This is a genomic window from Bacteroides sp. BFG-637 (assembly GCF_024793605.1).
Lineage (GTDB): Bacteria > Bacteroidota > Bacteroidia > Bacteroidales > Bacteroidaceae > Bacteroides > Bacteroides vicugnae.
Genome location: NZ_JANUPD010000002.1, coordinates 3,280,137 through 3,295,683, shown reverse-complemented (window position 1 = coordinate 3,295,683; position 15,547 = coordinate 3,280,137). Strand labels below are relative to the sequence as shown.

At 42.4% G+C, this 15,547-nt stretch carries 12 protein-coding genes and 2 pseudogenes; 8 read left to right on the top strand and 6 right to left on the bottom strand.

Features of this window, described 5'->3' with window-relative positions; translation table 11 throughout:
• Positions 1-71 precede the first annotated feature (71 nt).
• A complete protein-coding gene (locus tag NXX38_RS12550) occupies positions 72-374 on the bottom strand; it encodes a hypothetical protein (protein ID WP_004304524.1) in 303 nt (100 codons plus the stop codon).
• A gap of 154 nt (positions 375-528) precedes the next feature.
• Between NXX38_RS12550 and NXX38_RS12545 the strand changes: the two genes are divergently transcribed.
• From NXX38_RS12545 to NXX38_RS12535, 3 genes are all read left to right on the top strand, one after another.
• Positions 529-2,739 carry a S9 family peptidase gene (locus tag NXX38_RS12545; RefSeq protein ID WP_195648484.1) on the top strand — a complete coding sequence of 737 codons (2,211 nt, stop codon included), beginning with the start codon at positions 529-531 and terminating at the stop codon, positions 2,737-2,739.
• Positions 2,739-3,587: a lipoyl synthase gene (gene lipA, locus NXX38_RS12540; protein ID WP_148364304.1), complete on the top strand. Its 849-nt coding sequence runs from the start codon at positions 2,739-2,741 to the stop codon at positions 3,585-3,587. Before NXX38_RS12545 ends, lipA begins: the two co-directional genes overlap by 1 nt.
• A gap of 63 nt (positions 3,588-3,650) precedes the next feature.
• A complete protein-coding gene (locus tag NXX38_RS12535; protein ID WP_148364303.1) occupies positions 3,651-4,769 on the top strand; it encodes a hypothetical protein in 1,119 nt (372 codons plus the stop codon).
• Here the strand turns inward: NXX38_RS12535 and NXX38_RS12530 are convergent.
• The 3 genes from NXX38_RS12530 to NXX38_RS12520 are packed head-to-tail and all read right to left on the bottom strand — an operon-like array spanning position 4,735 to position 7,365.
• Complete coding sequence (locus NXX38_RS12530) at positions 4,735-5,439, bottom strand: SAM-dependent methyltransferase (RefSeq protein WP_148364302.1); 705 nt, start codon at positions 5,437-5,439, stop codon at positions 4,735-4,737. The two genes, NXX38_RS12535 and NXX38_RS12530, sit on opposite strands and share 35 nt — an antisense overlap.
• 54 nt (positions 5,440-5,493) lie before the next feature.
• Positions 5,494-6,501: a gliding motility lipoprotein GldB gene (locus NXX38_RS12525; RefSeq protein ID WP_148364301.1), complete on the bottom strand. Its 1,008-nt coding sequence runs from the start codon at positions 6,499-6,501 to the stop codon at positions 5,494-5,496.
• A 6-nt stretch (positions 6,502-6,507) separates the two neighbouring features.
• Positions 6,508-7,365, bottom strand: a complete 858-nt coding sequence (locus NXX38_RS12520; protein ID WP_004304518.1) for an enoyl-ACP reductase — start codon at positions 7,363-7,365, stop codon at positions 6,508-6,510.
• Positions 7,366-7,581: 216 nt separating this feature from the next.
• Here NXX38_RS12520 and NXX38_RS12515 point away from each other — a divergent pair.
• The 3 genes and pseudogenes from NXX38_RS12515 to NXX38_RS12505 all read left to right on the top strand — a co-directional run bounded on the left by NXX38_RS12515 (position 7,582) and on the right by NXX38_RS12505 (position 12,498).
• A pseudogene (locus tag NXX38_RS12515) lies at positions 7,582-9,245 on the top strand (glycoside hydrolase family 28 protein).
• Between the two features lie 203 nt (positions 9,246-9,448).
• Positions 9,449-10,675, top strand: a complete 1,227-nt coding sequence (locus NXX38_RS12510; protein ID WP_148364298.1) for a DUF4861 domain-containing protein — start codon at positions 9,449-9,451, stop codon at positions 10,673-10,675.
• Positions 10,676-10,822: 147 nt separating this feature from the next.
• Positions 10,823-12,498 (top strand): annotated as a pseudogene (locus NXX38_RS12505) (glycoside hydrolase 43 family protein).
• 85 nt (positions 12,499-12,583) lie between these two features.
• On the opposite strand, the gene NXX38_RS12500 reads toward NXX38_RS12505, so the two are convergent.
• Both NXX38_RS12500 and NXX38_RS12495 read right to left on the bottom strand, forming a co-directional pair.
• A complete protein-coding gene (locus NXX38_RS12500) occupies positions 12,584-13,012 on the bottom strand; it encodes a DUF6575 domain-containing protein (RefSeq protein ID WP_309569435.1) in 429 nt (142 codons plus the stop codon).
• On the bottom strand, positions 13,009-13,383 hold the full coding sequence (locus tag NXX38_RS12495; protein WP_258979617.1) for a hypothetical protein: 375 nt from the start codon (positions 13,381-13,383) through the stop codon (positions 13,009-13,011). Before NXX38_RS12495 ends, NXX38_RS12500 begins: the two co-directional genes overlap by 4 nt.
• A gap of 179 nt (positions 13,384-13,562) precedes the next feature.
• On the opposite strand from NXX38_RS12495, the gene NXX38_RS12490 reads away from it, so the two are divergent.
• Positions 13,563-14,210, top strand: coding sequence for an HAD family hydrolase (locus tag NXX38_RS12490; RefSeq protein WP_258979616.1), 648 nt, complete (start codon positions 13,563-13,565; stop codon positions 14,208-14,210).
• Between the two features lie 143 nt (positions 14,211-14,353).
• Entirely contained in the window at positions 14,354-15,493 is a 1,140-nt protein-coding gene (locus NXX38_RS12485) for a glycoside hydrolase family 88 protein (protein ID WP_258979615.1), read from the top strand.
• Positions 15,494-15,547: the final 54 nt, after the last annotated feature.

The following is a 15,547-nucleotide window of genomic DNA, read 5'->3' as shown; positions in this document are numbered from 1 at the left end:
AAACTAAAAGCTATAGTTAAGAAGAAAATCTTACTATTAAATACCTGTGAAACAGAATTTCTACTAATCCTTTAGCCCCACAGTTTATTCACAATAAAGTTGCCGATATAGAATAAGTCGCCCATAAAAACAATACTGAATACCAGAAAAGTGAAACAAGTACTCCACCGGGCTCCTCCATCCTCTTCGCCGCGTTTGATACGGAGCAAGGAACTATGCAAACAATCACCTGCTATGAACAGCACAAACAAACTCGGTATCAAGTCACCCCACGATACCAACCACAGATTATCCCCCTTCCCTAACAGGAATGTCAATGCTACGGCCAATAAGAAGACAGAAGCATATTGCAAATCTTTTCTTTTTGAATTCATAGTGGTAATGTTTAAAGTCCTTTTCACAAAGATATTGAATCTCACCCAATAATCCTTATCAAATCTATATAAAAATCGGTCAGGCTTTGTTGAATCTAAGTTTATTGTTACTTTTGCAAGTACGAATTAAAACCAAAACCGATTATAAAAGCAGATGAAAAAGATCAGCATCACTTTATTACTCTGCCTTCTCTGTCTGACCGGAATGGCACAAGGACAAAAGGCACTCGATTTAAAAGATATCACCTCCGGACGTTTCCGCCCGGAAAATATCCAGGGAGTAATCCCCATGCCTGATGGCGAACACTACACGCAGATGAACGCTGACGGCACGCAAATCATTAAATACTCTTTCAAAACAGGCGAGAAAGTAGAAGTGATTTTCGATGTAAGCACTACACGCGAATGTGACTTCAAGAACTTCGACAGTTACCAGTTCTCGCCCGACGGTCAGAAATTGCTGATTGCTACTAAAACGACACCTATATATAGGCATTCATACACAGCTGTACATTACATTTACCCTTTGAAACGAAATGATAAGGGCGTTACGACAAACAACATTATTGAACGGCTGTCTGACGGTGGACCTCAACAGGTCCCCGTCTTTTCTCCAGACGGTACAATGATTGCTTTTGTCCGCAACAATAACATATTTCTTGTTAAGCTGCTTTATGGCAACAGTGAAAGCCAAATTACGGAGGATGGCAAACAGAACTCTGTAATCAACGGCATCCCCGACTGGGTGTATGAAGAAGAGTTCGGTTTCGACCGTGCTTTGGAATTCAGCGCTGACAATACACTGATCGCTTTCATCCGCTTCGATGAGTCAGAAGTTCCCTCCTATTCTTTTCCGGTATTTGCCGGGCAAGCACCCCACATTGATGCTTTAAAAGATTATCCGGGTGAATATACCTACAAGTATCCGAAAGCCGGATACCCGAATTCGAAAGTAGAAGTACGCACGTATGACATCAAGTCACATGTCACCCGTACGATGAAACTCCCGCTGGATGCAGATGGATACATTCCGCGTATCCGTTTCACAAAGGATGCCAACAAATTGGCTATCATGACATTGAACCGTCATCAAGACCGTTTCGATCTCTACTTTGCCGATCCTCGTTCAACACTTTGCAAACTAATACTCCGTGATGAATCTCCTTATTACATAAAGGAGAATATTTTCGATAACATTCAGTTCTATCCGGAATATTTCAGCCTGCTTAGCGAACGTGACGGTTACAGTCATCTCTATTGGTATAGCATGGGAGGTAACCTGATTAAAAAGGTTACTAATGGTAAGTTCGAAGTGAAAGATTTCTTGGGATATGATGAAGAAGACGGCTCTTTCTATTATACCAGCAACGAAGAGAGTCCTCTGCGCAAGGCTGTCTATAAAACAGACAAGAAAGGCAAAAAGACCAAATTGTCTCAACAGGCAGGAACCAATACACCGCTTTTCAGCAAATCGATGAAGTATTATATGAACAAGTTCTCCAGCCTGGATACTCCTTTGTTAGTTACCTTGAACGATAATTCGGGCAAAACGCTCAAAACGCTTATTACAAATGATGCGTTGAAACAAACATTGTCCGGATATGCAGTACCACAAAAAGAGTTCTTTACTTTCCAGACTACAGATGGCGTGAAGTTGAACGGCTGGATGATGAAACCGGTTAATTTCTCCGCATCCAAAAAATATCCGGTACTGATGTATCAATATAGTGGCCCGGGTTCCCAACAGGTATTGGATACTTGGGGAATCAGCTGGGAGACATACATGGCAAGCCTCGGTTATATCGTGGTATGTGTAGATGGTCGTGGCACTGGAGGCCGTGGAGAAGCTTTTGAGAAATGTACCTATTTGAAAATCGGAGTCAAAGAAGCCAAAGACCAGGTGGAAACAGCGCTTTACCTAGGCAAACAAGCGTATGTGGACAAAAACCGCATCGGTATCTGGGGTTGGAGTTATGGCGGATACATGACTCTTATGAGCATGAGCGAAGGAACTCCCGTATTCAAAGCCGGAGTAGCAGTAGCCGCACCGACCGACTGGCGTTTCTATGATACGATTTATACCGAACGTTTCATGCGCACTCCCAAAGAAAATGCGGAAGGATATAAGGAATCATCAGCCTTCACCCGTGCCGATAAACTTCATGGAAATTTATTGCTGGTACATGGTATGGCAGATGACAATGTTCACTTCCAGAACTGCGCAGAATATGCCGAACAGTTAGTCCAGCTTGGAAAACAATTTGATATGCAAGTGTACACGAATCGTAATCATGGAATATATGGTGGCAATACTCGCCAACACCTGTACACACGGTTAACCAACTTCTTCTTGAACAACTTATAATGACGGATAGAGTACGTAAGCCCGAATGGCTGAAAATTAATATCGGTGCCAACGAACGATACACCGAAACAAAGCGAATTGTCGACTCCCACTGCTTGCACACTATATGCAGCAGTGGGCGTTGCCCTAATATGGGGGAATGCTGGGGAAAAGGAACTGCCACCTTCATGATTGGCGGTGATATCTGCACACGTAGCTGTAAATTTTGTAACACACAGACAGGACGTCCCCATCCGTTAGATGTAAACGAACCGACGCACGTAGCAGAGTCCATCGCACTGATGAAACTGGATCATGCTGTCATCACCTCTGTAGACCGGGATGATTTACCTGATTTGGGAGCAGCACATTGGGCACGTACCATCCGGGAAATAAAACGGTTGAATCCACAGACAACCATTGAAGTACTGATTCCGGATTTTCAAGGCAGAATGGAGTTGGTAGATTTAGTAATTGACGCCCGCCCCGACATCATATCACACAATATGGAAACTGTGCGCCGCATTAGTCCACTAGTGCGCAGTGCAGCAAATTATGATACAAGCTTACAGGTTATCAGGCACATTTCCGAAAAGGGAGTCAAATCTAAAAGCGGCATTATGGTCGGACTGGGTGAAACTCCGGAGGAAGTCGAAACATTGATGGACGATCTGTTAGCAACCGGTTGCCAGATCCTTACCATAGGTCAATACCTGCAACCGAGTCACCGGCATTATCCTGTTGCGGCATACATCACTCCGTTGCAATTCGCGAAATATAAAACAGTTGGTTTAGAGAAAGGGTTCAACATCGTAGAGAGTGCTCCCCTTGTTCGTTCCTCCTACCATGCAGAGAAACATATTCGTTAGAAAACAAAACACATACACTATTTGTTTTATAGATAGAACCGACAAATAAACATAAATATAGAGATGGACCATAAAGGAATACTTTCTTCCGCATTTAACATGTCGCTGGGTTTTATCCCCGTTATTATTTCCATTTTGTTGTGTGAACTTATAACGCAAGACACGGCTATTTACATCGGTACAGGTATAGGTATTATAGGAATATACCTTTCTTATCGACGTAAAGGATTGTTAATTCCTAATTTTATCCTCTATATAGCGACCGGAGTGTTGGCACTATTATCCGTAGCAGCTCTCATTCCCGGTGATTATGTTCCCCCCGGTGCGTTACCACTGACTCTGGAAGTCAGTATTCTCATTCCGATGCTAAGTCTTTATATGCATAAGAAAAGGTTTATCAACCACTTCTTAAAACAGATAGGTTCTTGCAACAAACGTTTATATGCTCAGGGAGCAGAAGCCGCCGTTGTATCTGCCCGCATTGCCCTGATTTTTGGAATACTGCATTTCATTATAATCAGCATCACTGTCATTTTGCAGGACCCACTTAGTAAGACAAGTCTATTTGTACTCTATAAAGTATTACCTCCTACGGTCTTTCTCATGAGCATCCTGTTCAACCAGATCGCTATCCGTTTCTTCAATCACTTAATGTCTCACACAGAATATGTTCCTATTGTGAATACAAAAGGAGACGTAATCGGGAAGACCCCTGCGATAGAGGCTGTTAATTATAAGAACGCATACATCAATCCGGTGATAAGAATTGCCATATCCACTCACGGAATGCTATTCCTTTGCGACAGATCGTCAACAGCAATTTTGGACAAAGGAAAAGTGGATATTCCCATGGAATGTTATCTCCGTTACGGAGAATCTTTGGAGGCAGGTGCCACTCGTTTGATAAACAATGCTTTCCCGCATGAGAAAGATATCAAACCAGAATTCAACATCGTTTATCACTTTGAAAATGAAGTAACCAACCGTCTTATCTACTTATTCATCGTTGATATCAAGGATGATTCCATCCTTTGTACCCCTCGCTTTAAAAACAGTAAGCTATGGAGTTTCAAACAGATAGAGGAAAACTTGGGAAAAGGCTTCTTCAGTAGCTGTTTCGAAGATGAATATGAACACCTGAAAGGCGTTATTTATATAAGAGAAAAATACAGGGAATCTTAGACAGTTCAGGCACATGTCCCTTCCAGTCCTTCACTGTACGCGTCTGTATATACTCTCCTTCACACGTAATATCGGCAGCAATACAAAGCTTTGTTTGAGGACGGCAGTTTAATAAAATATCTTCTATCATCTTATGATTCCGGTAAGGCGTCTCAATGAAAAGTTGTGTCTGATTTTCAGCATACACACGCTGCTCCAATGTTTTCAGTTTCTTGGCACGTTCCCCCGGTTCAATCGGCAGATAACCATGAAACGCAAAGCTCTGCCCGTTAAAGCCCGAAGCCATCACGGAAAGAATAATCGAAGAGGGTCCGACCAAAGGAACGACCTTCAGTTTTTTACGTTGTGCGATGGCAACCACATCCGCTCCCGGATCAGCTACCGCCGGACAACCGGCTTCGGAGATAACTCCCATTGAAGCTCCGCCTACCAAAGGTTGCAGATAACCGGAAATATCTTCAGGTGAAGTATGTTTGTTCAACGGATAAAATGTCAACGCATCAATATCAATCTCCCGGTCCACCTTTTTCAGGAAACGACGGGCAGAACGAACATCTTCGACTATAAAATACCGGATACCGGAAATAATTTCCTTATTATAGGAAGGCAATACCTTTTCAATCGATGTATCGCCTAAAGTCACGGGCAACAAATAAAGGGCAGTTTCCACTTATTAAATTGAGAATTGAAAATTAAAAATTGAGAAACAAGAAAGAGAAACGATTCAGGAAGCCAGGTAGTTGGATTCACTTAACATTTCGTGGTAATCAGTAAATTCCAGAAGATCTTTCAGCTTCATATCCTTATGCTTTTTCATGTAAGAAGCAATGATTCTTGCTCCCACCCACGTACCTATCAATGCCGGAGCTTGAGCACCCAACATATCAACAGCAGGAGCAGGCTTCATATAATAGCGAATCACCATCGGGTCACGAGCATGCAGATGATCGTTGGTACAGATATAATTCCATATCTCCTTTTCATTATCCTTGCACCAGTCGCTTTCCTCCTTGGAATACCCCATTGCTTCACCTATATCACTATATCCCAATAAGTTCTGCACTACGTAATTGATCTTCCCCGTATGCATCATCAAGTCAATCAGACAAGTACCTTCATGATAGTTCATACCGTAGCGGCTCAAAAGATAAAAAACAAAACAATCCGGCACAATCCGTTCCGGACGCATCGAGCGACACTGATAATCGTAATAGAAACGCTTATAAAGAGGATAATCTTCCCCCATATATTTATCAAGACTGATTCCCAATAAAGAATCCACCAAAATAATAGATTCGTTGAAAGCGGATACTTGCGAATAGATAAACGGCACTTTCGTATCAGGCACTTCCTTTTTCAGTTTCCGAAATCCTTTGCTAAGTCCTTTTTCCACTTCATCCAGATTAGGATATTTTGCTTCTACATCGCTAAGCAAACGAACCAAAGTCGTATCCGAATAGAATTTTTGCAGACGTTGCGAGATGGTATCATCTTTCACCGTGCCGATAGACAATACATCCTCAATCAGGATCTTCGTCGGCATACGGTAGTCCATCGTCAACTTCTGCATGGCAGAAAAGCTGTTGGAGCGAACATATTCGCTCAACAGCTTATCATATCTCAGAACAGAAATCTCTTCTTCCTTCTGCTCCATACCCTTTCCTGTGCTTATCCCGCAGGAGGTGAAAAGCATACTCATTAATATAATAAGAAGAGAGATCCGTAGTTTCATAATCTTTTATCCGTAAATGATGTTACCATTTTCGTCCATGTACTCATCGAGTCCTTTTTCGTAAGTAGCCATGGCACGAAGACTCATACCTACGCTGGAGAATCCACCGTCATGGAATAAGTTCTGCATAGTCACCTTACGGGTAAGATCGGAGAACATCACGATGCAATAATCGGCACATTCGTCAGCCGTTGCATTTCCGAGCGGAGACATACGGTTGGAGAAGTCGAACAATTTGTCCATACCCTTCACGCCCGAACCGGCAGTAGTAAATGTAGGCGACTGTGAAATCGTGTTCACACGTACGCTATGTTCGCGTCCGTAAATGTAACCGAAGCTGCGAGCAATAGACTCCAACAAAGCCTTTGCATCTGCCATATCATTATAGCCATAGAAAGTACGCTGTGCGGCTACGTAGCTCAAAGCAACGATAGAACCATAATCAGCAATAGCATTCAGTTTCTTGGCCGACTGAATCATTTTGTGGAATGAAACAGCTGAAATATCCAATGTCTTATCCAACATTCCATAGTCAAGGTCATCGTAAGTACGTTTCTTGCGCACGTTGGGAGACATACCGATAGAGTGGAGTACAAAATCAATTTGTCCACCCAGTATATCCATGGAGGTCTTGAATACATTCTCCAAATCTTCTACGCTAGTGGCGTCTGCCGGAACAACCTGGCAATTTAATTTTTCGGCCAAAGCATCGACTTCTCCCATACGGATAGCCATCGGAGTATTTGATAATGTAATGGTTGCACCTTCTTCTACGGCACGCTCTGCCACTTTCCAGGCAATAGACTGATCGTTCAAAGCACCGAAGATAACACCTCTTTTTCCTTTCAACAAGTTGTAACTCATATCTTTTAATAGTTAAATTTTGTGCAAAGATAGGAACTTTCTGCATAAAAACACGAGAAGTGTGCAAATAATAGACAGAAATGACAAAAAATACACGTAATCTATCAATTAGTCCACATCGCCTTAGGCTTTCCCACCTATCTTTGCAATCGATAATTAAGAGGTTTTTTCAAGAAAAACAATAGATGTATAACCCTATAGAAATTAAGTTACTAAATGAACACATTGACAAAAAGACTCTTCTGGATAGCCGTATGCTGTTTACCGTTTATTGCATCGGGATGTAAACAAAGCAAGACTGCTGTAAAAGAAAGCTCAATCAGTGACGCTCTTTACCAGAATTTACCTTTTGAAATGCCGAAAGTACAGCAACCGGTTTTTCCTGCTTACGAAGTAAACATTGAGAAATTCGGAGCCAAAGGAGACGGTCTGTTCCTGAATACCAAAGCTATCAACGATGCTATTAAAGACGTGAATCAACACGGAGGGGGTAAAGTGATTATCCCGGAAGGTGTCTGGTTGACTGGTCCGATCGAGCTGTTGAGCAATGTAAATCTATATACGGAACAAAATGCGCTGGTACTTTTTACCGGTGATTTTGAAGCATATCCTATCATTGCCACTTCTTTCGAAGGACTTGAGACTCGTCGTTGCCAATCGCCGATTTCAGCACGCAATGCAGAAAATATCGCTATCACCGGACATGGTACATTTGACGGAAACGGTGACTGCTGGCGTCCGGTGAAAAAAGGAAAGCTGACTGCTTCACAATGGAAAAAGCTGGTAAATTCAGGAGGTGTTCTCGACGAGAAACAAGAGATATGGTATCCTACTGCCGGCTCACTGAAAGGTGCAATGGCTTGCAAAGACTTCAATGTACCCGAAGGTATCAACACAGATGAAGAATGGGCAGAAATCCGTCCGTGGTTGCGTCCGGTACTGTTGAGTATCGTCAAAAGTAAAAAGGTACTGCTGGAAGGCGTTACTTTCAAAAACTCACCAAGCTGGTGTCTGCACCCCTTGTCATGCGAAGATTTCACAGTAAATAATATCATGGTCATCAACCCCTGGTATTCTCAAAACGGTGATGCTATCGACTTGGAATCCTGTAAAAACGCTCTGATTATCAATAGTGTGTTTGATGCGGGAGATGATGCCATCTGTATCAAATCCGGTAAAGACGAAGATGGACGCCGTCGTGGAGAACCTTGCCAGAACGTGATCGTGAAAAACAATACAGTATTGCACGGACACGGTGGATTCGTGGTAGGTAGTGAAATGTCCGGCGGTGTGAAGAATATCTATGTAGAGGACTGCACATTTATGGGTACAGATGTAGGTTTGCGTTTCAAGAGTACCCGCGGACGTGGCGGTGTGGTAGAAAACATCTACATTAACAATATCAACATGATTAATATCCCGAATGAACCTTTATTGTTCGACTTGTTCTACGGTGGAAAAGGTGCCGGTGAAGAATCGGAAGAAGATCTGTTGAATCGTATGAAGACTGCCATTCCTCCGGTGACGGAAGAAACACCTGCTTTCCGCAATATTCATATTTCCAATATTGTTTGCAGAGGTTCGGGACGTGCCATGTTCTTCAACGGACTGCCGGAAATGCCCATCAGCAATATTACCGTTAAAAACGTTGTGATGACGGAAGCTACGGATGGAGTCGTTATCAGCCAGGTGGACGGAGTTACTCTGGAAAATATTTATGTAGAATCTTCTAAAGGCAACAACATATTAAATGTTAAGAATGCCAAGAATCTGACTATAGACGGAAAGGTTTATGAGGAATTAGGAGCAAAAGAGGAGATTTTAAGTCTCAAATAAGGTTCACCACAGAGGACACGGAGGACACAGAGGATTCTGTTTAATAAAATAAAATCCATTTACTGCATATTTATTCCTCTGTGTCCTCCGTGTCCTCTGTGGTGAAAGAGAAGAAAACCACAATATCATTATATAGAGTAAAAAGCTCAAATAGCAGACTATAATCTCCTCAAAAGAGACACAGTCTGCTATTTTTTCTGCTATTTTTGCAAGGAGAAATACGACGTATAATTTCAGCCTTAGAAACATGAAGAAGAATCTTTTTATTATTACTTTCTTTTTAGGAGCTTTCAGTCTGTCTGCCCAAGCGCAGAAACAGGAGAAAACCATCACAGTTGAAGTGCAGAACAACTGGAATCAGGCAAAAACGGATGCTCCGATTGTCATCAATTTGCATGAACTGCATACTGGTTTCAAAGTAAAATCTGCCATTGTCATGGAAGGGAGCAAAGAAATAGCTTCCCAGTTGGACGATCTGAACAGAGACCGTAAGATGGACGAACTGGCCTTTGTTGCCGATCTTCCTGCTCATGGTAGAAAAACATTCCAGATTACACTTTCTTCAGAAAAGAGTACAAAGACTTATCCTGAACGAGTTTATGCCGACATGTTTATCGTAGACAACCGGAAAGGAAAGCATCAGCGGGTACAAGCTATCACTGTTCCCGGCACTAGTAATATATACAGTATGGTACGTCCTCACGGTCCGGTATTGGAATCGGAACTGGTAGGATACCGCCTTTATTTCAATGAGAAACAGACGCCGGATATTTATGGCAAGTTCAACAAAGGGCTGGAAATCAAAGAATCGCAGTTCTATCCGACGGATGAGCAGTTAGCTAAAGGATTCGGAGATGACGTGCTCCGTGTGTTCGACAGTTGCGGACCGGGTGCGTTGAAAGGTTGGGACGGACAGCAAGCTACACACATCACTCCGGTAGATACCCGCACGGAACGTATCATCTCTTACGGACCGGTACGCGTGATTGCTGAAATTGAAGTGACCGGATGGAAATATCAGGATACGGAACTGAATATGATGACACGTTATACGCTCTATGCAGGACATCGCGATCTTCATATTGAAGCATTCTTTGACGAACCGCTCAATAAGGAAGTTTTCTGCACAGGTGTACAAGACATAGTAGGTACTTCCAAGTCTTTCTCCGATCATAAAGGGCTTGTAGGAAGCTGGGGAACGGACTGGCCTGTAAACGACACAGTGAAATATGCTAAAGAAACCGTAGGACTGGGCACTTGCATTCCTCAACGTTATGTGAAATCGGAAGAAAAGGATAAAGCTAACTTCCTTTATACGATTACCGCTCCGGGAAATAAATATTTCCAGTATCATACGACTTTTACTTCGATGAAAGAAACTTTCGGATATAAAACACCGGAAGCATGGTTTGCCTATCTTCGTGAATGGAAAGAAGAGTTGGCTCACCCGGTAACCGTAAAGGTGATAAGGTAGATACATATACAACTAAACAAAAATTACGAGGTTTCTACCAATTTTTCTATGACTCTGCACAAATATTCCTCCTAGTGCAGAGTCTTTTTTTCTACCTTTGTCACCGGATAAAACCAGCAAATCACTTATATAATTATAATCTATAACATGAAACGATTGACACAGACTTTAGCTTTTTGCCTATTAACGGTCTTCACCGCAGTAGCACAAAAAAACTATGTATCTGAGGTATGGGTTTCCGACCTCGGAAACGGTAAATACAAAAATCCGGTACTTTATGCCGATTACTCCGATCCTGACGCTTGCCGCGTAGGAGATGATTTCTATATGACTTCATCCAGTTTCAACTGTTTACCCGGATTACAAATCCTACATTCCAAGGACTTGGTGAACTGGACGATTATCGGTGCCGCCGTCCCCAATGCCCTCCCTCCCATCGAAACTCCGGAACGGCCGGAACATGGCAACCGTGTCTGGGCCCCAGCCATTCGCCATCATAACGGAGAGTTCTATATCTTCTGGGGGATCCTGACCAGGGAGCTTTTATGGTGAAAGCCAAAGACCCGAAAGGTCCGTGGAGCGAACCAGTCTTGGTGAAACCGGGAAAAGGAATTATTGACACCTGCCCGTTTTGGGATGAAGACGGGAAAGTGTATATGGTACATGCATACGCAGGAAGTCGTGCCGGACTGAAAAGTGTAATCACCATCTGCGAACTAAATGCAGAAGCAACAAAAGCCATCGCTCCTTCACGCATAATCTTCGATGGTCATGAAGCACATCAGACTTGTGAAGGTCCTAAAATGTATAAAAGAAATGACTATTATTATATCTTCCATCCGGCCGGTGGCGTACCAACAGGCTGGCAGGTTGTACTACGTTCTAAAAACATCTATGGTCCCTACGAATGGAAAACCGTACTTGCGCAAGGCAACTCTCCTGTCAACGGTCCTCATCAGGGTGCATGGGTAGATACTCCTACCGGAGAAGATTGGTTCCTTCACTTTCAGGATGTGGGTGCTTACGGACGTATCATGCATCTTCAGCCTATGAAATGGGTAAACGACTGGCCTGTGATTGGCATAGATAAAGACGGTGACGGCTGTGGCGAACCTGTTCTGACTTATAAAAAGCCGAATGTAGGTAAAACATATCCTATCTGCACTCCGCAGGAAAGTGACGAGTTCGACGGATATACCCTCTCTCCACAATGGCAATGGCATGCCAACATCAATGAAAAATGGGCATACTATGCAGGTGATAAGAGCTATGTAAGATTATACTCCTATCCGGTTTTGAATGACTATAAAAATCTGTGGGATGTAGCCAACCTGCTTCTACAGAAAACGCCTTCTGACAATTTCACTGCAACAATGAAACTTACGTTTACCCCTAATCCTAAAAATAAAGGTGAACGCACCGGACTGGTTGTAATGGGTAGAGATTATGCCGGAATCATTCTGGAAAATACAGATAAAGGTCTGGTCCTGTCTCAAGTTGAATGTAAAAAAGCAGATAAAGGAAAACCGGAACAGGCAAATGCTTCTGTGGATCTTTCTCAAAATACTGTTTATCTGAAAGTTCGTTTCAGCTATGACGGCAAGAAGATCAAAGGCAGCGAAGGCGGACACGATCTCATTGTGATGTGTAACTTCAGCTACAGCCTTGACGGAAAGAAATATCAGCCACTAGGCAATCCTTTCCAGGCAAGAGAAGGACAATGGATTGGCACAAAGGTCGGAATGTTCTGCACACGACCGGCTATCGTCACTAACGACGGAGGATGGGCAGATGTAGACTGGTTCCGGATTACTAAGAAGTAATCAATGTATATATAATGATGAAGAAGAAGATTGTCCCACTACTTTCCAACAGAAGTAGGACAATCTTCTTTATCATTATATAAACTCACATACAAGCCCAACCAAATTTGCGAACAAGCTCCGCTAGCAGGCTACGGTCTTTCATTGGCAAATTAATAACCACATTCTCTCGCTTCTCTCCAGACAAAACATATCCCTCAGCCGGCAATTTATCTTCCGACAAGGCACTTTCCTTTAATAGCGTTTTCTGATATTCACCCGATTGAAACACAACATCGTAATACTCATGTTCACTTTCAGGCTGCAGATAGAGCAAACGCAAATCCACTTCACCCACTAAAAAAGATTCAAGCCTATGTGTAGAGATACGAATTCCCGTATAGCGATAAACCGTCTCATCATCGTACAAAAGGCAAAGATACAGTGTATCAAAGGCATCTCTTGCCACAAAAAGTTGCGGCACATCACAGAAATCCAATATCCTGTCTATCCTTAATACATCTTCCATAATCAGACTATTTTAGCTTGTAAAACATTAAATCCCTTCGTTCTCCACCAAGAATAATGTGCTATACCGGAGGTTTTCTTTAACACTCCATCTTTTGGTTCTAAGGTGACTAAAGCAATACTTGCCTTCTTAAACTTAGGAAGTTTCAATCTTTTCTCCGCTTCTTCCCTTTCCGAAAATAGAGAGACTGCCCTTGTTACGCATTCATCTATTCCTAATCCTTTAAAGACTTTATCCGGCTGCATTTTTCTTTGTGAAAAGAAATCTTCTGTTGTAGCAGGATTACCATTTGCAATTCTATAATAATAGCCTTCGCACTGCTTCGCATCTGTAGGAGGGCATTGTTCGGGCAGTGTCTCAAACCATTCTGCATTCATTATTCTTTAGTTTTTCGCAAAGTTAAGTCAATCCGGTAAAATAACAAATATATTTCCAGCTTTGTTTGTCATTGGATATTCTCTAAACTATTGCTCCACTCTTCCCTATCTCACTTTTTTAGTATACCTTTGCAAATCGGGAGATTTAAGTATAAGATTAACAATAAACCAAAGACTCAATGAAGAAACTAGTTATATTTGACCTGGATGGAACATTGCTGAATACCATCGCCGACCTTGCCCACAGCACCAATTATGCTTTAAATAAATTAGGATACCCCACTCATGAAATAGAAAAGTACAACTTCATGGTAGGCAATGGTATCAATAAACTCTTTGAACGCGCATTGCCCGAAGGTGAAAAGACGGAAGAAAATGTACTTCGTGTACGCAATGAGTTCGTTCCTTATTACGATATTCACAATGCAGATGATAGCCGACCTTATCCGGGCATTCCGGAACTGTTATCCTATCTGCAGTCTGCAGGCATCCAAATTGCCATAGCATCCAACAAATATCAGGCTGCCACAGAAAAGCTGGTTGCCCATTACTTTCCCGGTATTCACTTTACAGCAGTTTTCGGCCAACGGGAAGGAATAAATGTCAAACCCGATCCGGCAGTTGTTTTTGATATATTAAAACTAGCCAATGTACAAAAGGAAGATGTTCTCTATGTAGGCGATTCCGGTGTAGATATGCAAACGGCTGCCAATGCAGGAGTTACCGCTTGCGGAGTGACTTGGGGATTTCGTCCACGCACGGAGCTGGAAGAATTTGCTCCTCAATACCTCACAGATACTGCTGAAGAGATAAAACAGTTCCTCTAGGCCGGTAAAGTCTAATATTACATATTTTCCGTACAAATTTCAATATTACTTTCCTTACAATGCTTTTTCTTTGCAACAGGTAAAGAAAGGTTCACTTTTGTGCACCTAAATCTAAGAACAGTAGTAATTTAATTTATTATACAATGAAAAAGCATCTTATACTATTTTTTATCGGAGTAATATTGAGTTATGGGAACATAAAAGCACAGACAGTTCCCGATAAAAAAGATATTCTCAAAGTAACCCTCCAGGTGAACGACTATTTTATGAAGAAATATGCTGATTATCGCACTCCTTCTTTTGTCAAAAAAGTGGTTCGTCCTAGTAATATCTGGACACGGAGTGTGTATTACGAGGGTCTAATGGCACTCTATTCCATCTATCCTGCAGACGAATATTACCTCTATGCCAAGGAATGGGCAGATTATCACCAATGGGGATTCCACCGGGGAACAACCACCCGTAATGCTGATAACTACTGCGCCAGCCAAATCTATCTCGATTTATACAACATTTGCCCTGATCCTGAAAAAATACGGAAAACGAAAGCCAATATGGATATGCTGATCAACACTCCACAAGTAAATGACTGGTGGTGGATAGATGCCATCCAGATGGGGATGCCGATATTTGCCAAAATGGGAAAACTTACGGGCGAACAGAAATACTTTGATAAGATGTGGGACATGTATGAATATACCCGCAACCAGCATGGAGAAAACGGAATGTTCAACCCCAAAGACGGTTTATGGTGGCGAGATCATAATTTCGATCCTCCGTACAAAGAACCGAATGGTAAAGACTGTTACTGGAGCCGTGGAAACGGATGGGTATATGCAGCTTTAGTACGAGTTATGAATGAAATTCCATCCGATGAAAAACATCGTCAGGATTACATCAATGATTTTCTGACTATGAGCAAAGCACTGAAACAATGTCAGCGTGAAGACGGCTTTTGGAATGTCAGCCTCCACGACCCGACAAACTTTGGAGGCAAAGAGACTTCCGGTACAGCCCTTTTCGTATACGGCATGTCCTGGGGGGTACATAACGGGCTATTGGATAAAAAGACATATCTGCCTGTAATCATAAAAGCATGGAATGCCATGGTGAAAGATGCAGTCCACCCGAATGGCTTTCTTGGCTACGTACAGGGAACCGGCAAAGAACCGAAAGACAGTCAGCCTGTCACTTATGATAAAGTTCCTGATTTTGAAGATTTCGGTACAGGCTGCTTCCTGCTTGCCGGAAGTGAAATCTACAAATTAGACCTCCATATATAGTTGATAAACAATCTTACGTTGAATCTGGTCAACTTTTCATAGACCGGATTCAAC